At 40.1% G+C, this 4,584-nt stretch carries 4 protein-coding genes and 1 pseudogene; all 5 read right to left on the bottom strand.

The window, feature by feature from the left end:
* The coding region (locus AC1DND_RS26030) for a cellulase family glycosylhydrolase (RefSeq protein ID WP_477585509.1) at positions 1 to 947 on the bottom strand (947 nt) is incomplete at its 3' end.
* Positions 944 to 1,405 carry a hypothetical protein gene (locus tag AC1DND_RS26025; RefSeq protein WP_477585507.1) on the bottom strand — a complete coding sequence of 154 codons (462 nt, stop codon included), beginning with the start codon at positions 1,403 to 1,405 and terminating at the stop codon, positions 944 to 946. The genes AC1DND_RS26030 and AC1DND_RS26025, both read right to left, overlap by 4 nt.
* 24 nt (positions 1,406 to 1,429) lie before the next feature.
* Positions 1,430 to 2,836 carry a glycoside hydrolase family 30 protein gene (locus AC1DND_RS26020; RefSeq protein ID WP_477585505.1) on the bottom strand — a complete coding sequence of 469 codons (1,407 nt, stop codon included), beginning with the start codon at positions 2,834 to 2,836 and terminating at the stop codon, positions 1,430 to 1,432.
* A 191-nt stretch (positions 2,837 to 3,027) separates the two neighbouring features.
* Positions 3,028 to 4,188 (bottom strand): RagB/SusD family nutrient uptake outer membrane protein, encoded by a 1,161-nt coding sequence (locus tag AC1DND_RS26015; RefSeq protein WP_477585503.1) that lies wholly within the window; start codon positions 4,186 to 4,188, stop codon positions 3,028 to 3,030.
* Between the two features lie 12 nt (positions 4,189 to 4,200).
* Positions 4,201 to 4,584, bottom strand: a pseudogene (locus AC1DND_RS26010) (SusC/RagA family TonB-linked outer membrane protein); the annotation flags it as partial.

Raw genomic sequence — 4,584 nt, 5'->3', positions numbered from 1 at the left:
ACTTTATTATCAATCACAATGGTCATTCTACCTGAAACATTATCTGCCGCAGCATTTATTTTTAAAGTGTAGGTTCCTTTTTGCGAAACATTTACGGTGTACTGTAACCACTCTCCTTTTTCAATATGGTTTACATAATACTTTTCGTATTGGGTAGAATCTTTTGCAATATCCACCCCATCATTCCGGTAAATCCGACCACGGTTACCTGCACTTCTTTTTCCTGTTGAGGTATGGTAATCGGCAGTATCGGTATCGAAATAAGCTTTGCCATTTTTACCTAAATCGTAATCTACAGCGTACACAATGCTTTTATCACTAATAAAACTGGGCTTAAACGGCTTGGTTTCATTACTAAAGGGCTGACGGATCATCGCATCTATCACATCCCTGTGAATAATCGTATTTTCTAATCTCGAATAAATAGCCAGTTCCATTAAACCGCTGTATACATTGCTATCTTTAGGTTTGTCTCCACCGTTATTGAAGTACTTTACCAGCGCATCGTAATTGGGGTTCGATTTAATTTCCATCGGATTATTCGCTCCTATTTTTTTCAATGGCCACCAAGCCCAGCCGATGTTATTTTTTTCTAAAAGTTGAATGGCATCAGTAAACCAAACATTAGAATTTTCTCCTGTTTCACCAAGCCAGACCGGAACATGCTGTTCATCTCTGGCTTTAATAATATGTGCTATTGACGTCTGATCATTATAATTCCAATATTTATGGTAACTCAACACCATATTTTTATCCCAAAGCGGGAAAATACCATTGTAATTATTGCCCCAGCCATTGCCTTCGATAATAATGATGTGTTTTTGATCAACCTCGCGGATAGCTTTGGTAATTTCGATCATTAATTTTCTTAATGGTGCATTCACCTTTTCCTTTGTTCCGTTTTTATCTTCTTCAGGGTTTGAGAAACCGTAGTTAGGTTCGTTCAAAATATCGTATGCACCGCTAACAAGCTATCGGTTAAGGCAAAACCCTTTTCCAGCCAGGTATTTTTGCCTGCAACCGGCTCTTTATCTGCCGGCAGGGTGTATAAATTGTAGTGCATGGGTAAACGAATGGAATTAAAGCCCCAGCGTTTCAACGAATCGACATCAATTTTACGCATGTGGCTGGCCAGCCAGGCATCGTAAAACTCCTGGGTCTGTTTTGGCCCCATCAGTTCTTCTATCCGCTCGCGGATGCGGTATTGTTGTGCCTCGTTGTTAATTTTGAGCATATAACCCTCTTGTAACATCCAACCGCCTAAACCAAAGCCGCGGAGCAAAACATTCTCGCCTTTTGCGTTCACTATTTTTTTACCCTCGGCTTTTAAAAATCCTTGACTAAACCCTGTAAACGAAACAATGCTGAACAGAAAAATATATAAGATTGATTTTGTAAAAGACATAAAATAAGATTAGGTTTTAGATAATTACCAGATGTATGTGGCTACAGAGCCTTTATCGAGTGTTGCGACAAGTGTTTTGCCATTAAAGCTAACATTAAACTTAGCGGCATTTTTACCGTTATTGGCTACAATTAAAACATGTTTTCCACTAGGTGTTTTAAAGGCAACATTTGGCAGATCGGATAAATCGTTAGTAGCAATGCGAACAGCACCTGGACGAACAAATTTAGAAGCATGCGCAATGGAATAATAAGCCAGGTTTCTGCTATAAGAATCTTTATCAATGGTTACTGCGCCCTGGCACATCGAACAGCCACCTCTGTCGGTATAAGGCTTGTTTTCAGGATCGGCGGCTAAGTTCCATTCCAGCACATTTTTGCTCCAGTTTCTGGTAGCGCCGATAATCAAACGCCTAACCGGATTAACAATTTTAATATCCGCAGCATCTGGCTGCTCCACCACCATTTGCTCAGAAAAGTAAATATTCTTATCAGGATGGGCATTGTGCACATCAGTTAAGGCTTCAATCTTTCCTCCGTACAGATGAAAGGCAGATCCATCGATATATTTTCTGGCTTCCGGATCATCTAAAATGCTAATCGGGTAATCCGGGCGATCGGCATTATGATCATAAACAATAATTTTGGTCTTAATATTGGCTTTAGCAAAAGCAGGACCGAGAAATTTCTTTACAAAAAGGGCCTGATCTGGTGCAACCATAAGCAAGCTGGGATTATTGCCGGGGTGCAAAGGTTCATTCTGAACGGTAATCGCATCAATAGGAATCCCCTCTTTTTGCATTTCCTGTACATACCTTACAAAGTATTTAGCGTAAGCATCGTAATATTCGGGCTTTAGCATCCCACCACGGGCATCGTATGTAGTTTTCATCCATAAGGGAGGAGACCATGGCGAGCCCATAATTTTCAGTTTTGGGTTGATCGCCAGGATTTCCTTCATTACCGGAATCACATCTACTTTATCCAGACCCAGATCAAATTTAGCCTGTGTTAAATCGGTTTGTCCTTCGGGAAGGTCGTTGTAAGAAAATACTTTTTCGTTTAAATCGGAAGCGCCAATGCTCAGGCGGATGTAGCTCACCCCGATGTTGTTTCCATCAGTAGCAAACAACTCTTTCAATAAAGCCGCTCTGGCTGGTGCCGACATTTTCACAATGTGCTGTGCACTTCCACCTGTTAGGGCATAACCAAAGCCATCAATAGTTTGATAGGTTTCTTTGTTATTTACAGTAATGGTTGGCAGATTGTTTTTAGCTACATTAAAACTTAATTTACCTGCCTGTTTGCCGAATAAAACAGATCGATCGGCTTTGGTAAGCCAAACTTCAGGTTGGTTTTGAGCAATAACGGCAAGTGAAGAACAGGTAAAAATACAAACGATAAAAAGGCGAAGGAATTTGGTAGAAAGCATAGGGAAAAGATGAGCAGATTAAAAAAACAGGAAGAAAGATTTCGCTTTCTCCCTGTTAACAATTAAACATTAAGCGTGCATAGATGAGATGTTATTTTGAACCACCCCATTCTTTACTTTGAACTATTTTTGAATTTGCAAGCTCTCTTTCTGGTACAGGAAGAATTTCATTCTTTCCACCCACAAATCCCTTAAACGAAAGGTCCAACTGCCGCTTTTGTAGAATTTCGGCCAGCAAATTTTTCAACAAAATAACCGGTATTGGCATTTGCATGCTTGTAAGAAACAATCCCAGCTTTTTCTAAACTATCTAAGTTTGCTACCGTCGGTTTATTTCTCGGATCGAAGTGGATCAGATCGAAAAACTCCTGTGTAAAAGGCATTACACTCCAGCCCGATACATAGTCTGGCGCCTGAGCTGCAATTTTAGGAACGTAATTCCGTGGTCCTACCAAAATCCCCATCACGTTTCCTTCGCCGCTGCCTACTGTTCCCCATGCCATGTTAGATGTGGTATTGTAGGCCAGTTCGAGTACCGACTCGGAATTGAATTTATTTTTAACATTCCATAAATCAGCAAAATTTGGAAGCAGTTTATAACCATAAGTACTCGCACCTGGAGCTGTACCATTTACAAGTGCAAATTCTGCTGCTGCCGGTGCCCATTTCTCTTGCCACAAATAAACTTTACCCAATACAGCATGAACTGCACCTTGACCAAGACGACCAGCTTCTCCTGTCGGGATTGTTGATGGAAGTGCTGTTAGTGAAGCGGTTAAATCGGCTTCAATCTGTTTATAAACATCAGCTGGAGGTGCCTGCACAACATTAAACAGATTGTCTTTATCAACAGGTTCTAACAATAACGGTACATTCTTAAAGATACGAACCAGATCAAAATAGAAAATTGCTCTTAAAGCTTTTGCCTCAGCGATATACCTATTTTTTAAGCCGGCATCCATACTAATGCCTTCAATTTTCTTTAACAGTACATTGGCCCGGTAAATACCTGTAAAACCCTTGCCCCATAAGTAACTTGGCGCACCAGATAAAGACGTTACGGTATAGTTGTTCATTGCCTGAAGGTCCCCTAAATCTGAAGGGGAATCTCCACCTGCATAATGATCGTCAGAGCCCGAAGCAAAAATATTAAGCTTGGTTAAATAACCCGATGATTGATTGCCCAATTGATCGTAAACCGAAACCAAAGCATTAAATGCTTGCTGTTGATTTGCATAATAACTACTCTCCAAAACCCGTTCTCTAGGATTAACGTCCAATTGCTTTTGGCACGAAACCATTGCTTGAGCGGCCACCAATAAAGCCGCAAAGCATAAAATATTCTTTTTCATTTTTATTAAAAATTAAAATCCAACATTTAAACCAACCATAAATGAACGGGCCTGAGGATAAACACCTCTATCTACACCCAATACTGTTCCACCTATTTCCGGATCATAACCAGAATAATTGGTAATTGTCCAAAGGTTTTCACTCATTAAATAAACACGAAGCTTCTGTGCACCAATTTTCTGCGTAATTTTTGAAGGAAGATTGTAACCAATCTGAAGTGTTTTTAACCTAAAATAGTCGCCTTTTTCCAGGTATTTTTTCGAGAATTTTGTGTTGTTTCCGTTTGGATCTGTTTCTACAACCCTTGGTACAGTAGAAGAAGGATTACTTGGTGTCCAACGGTCTAAAATTGAACTTTGCCAGTTGGCATAAGTAACATCTAAACGTCTTAAGCC

Source organism: Pedobacter sp. 01N416 (assembly GCF_056399685.1).
Note: the sequence above shows the minus strand (reverse complement) of the source record. Positions and strands in the feature narration are given on the sequence as shown.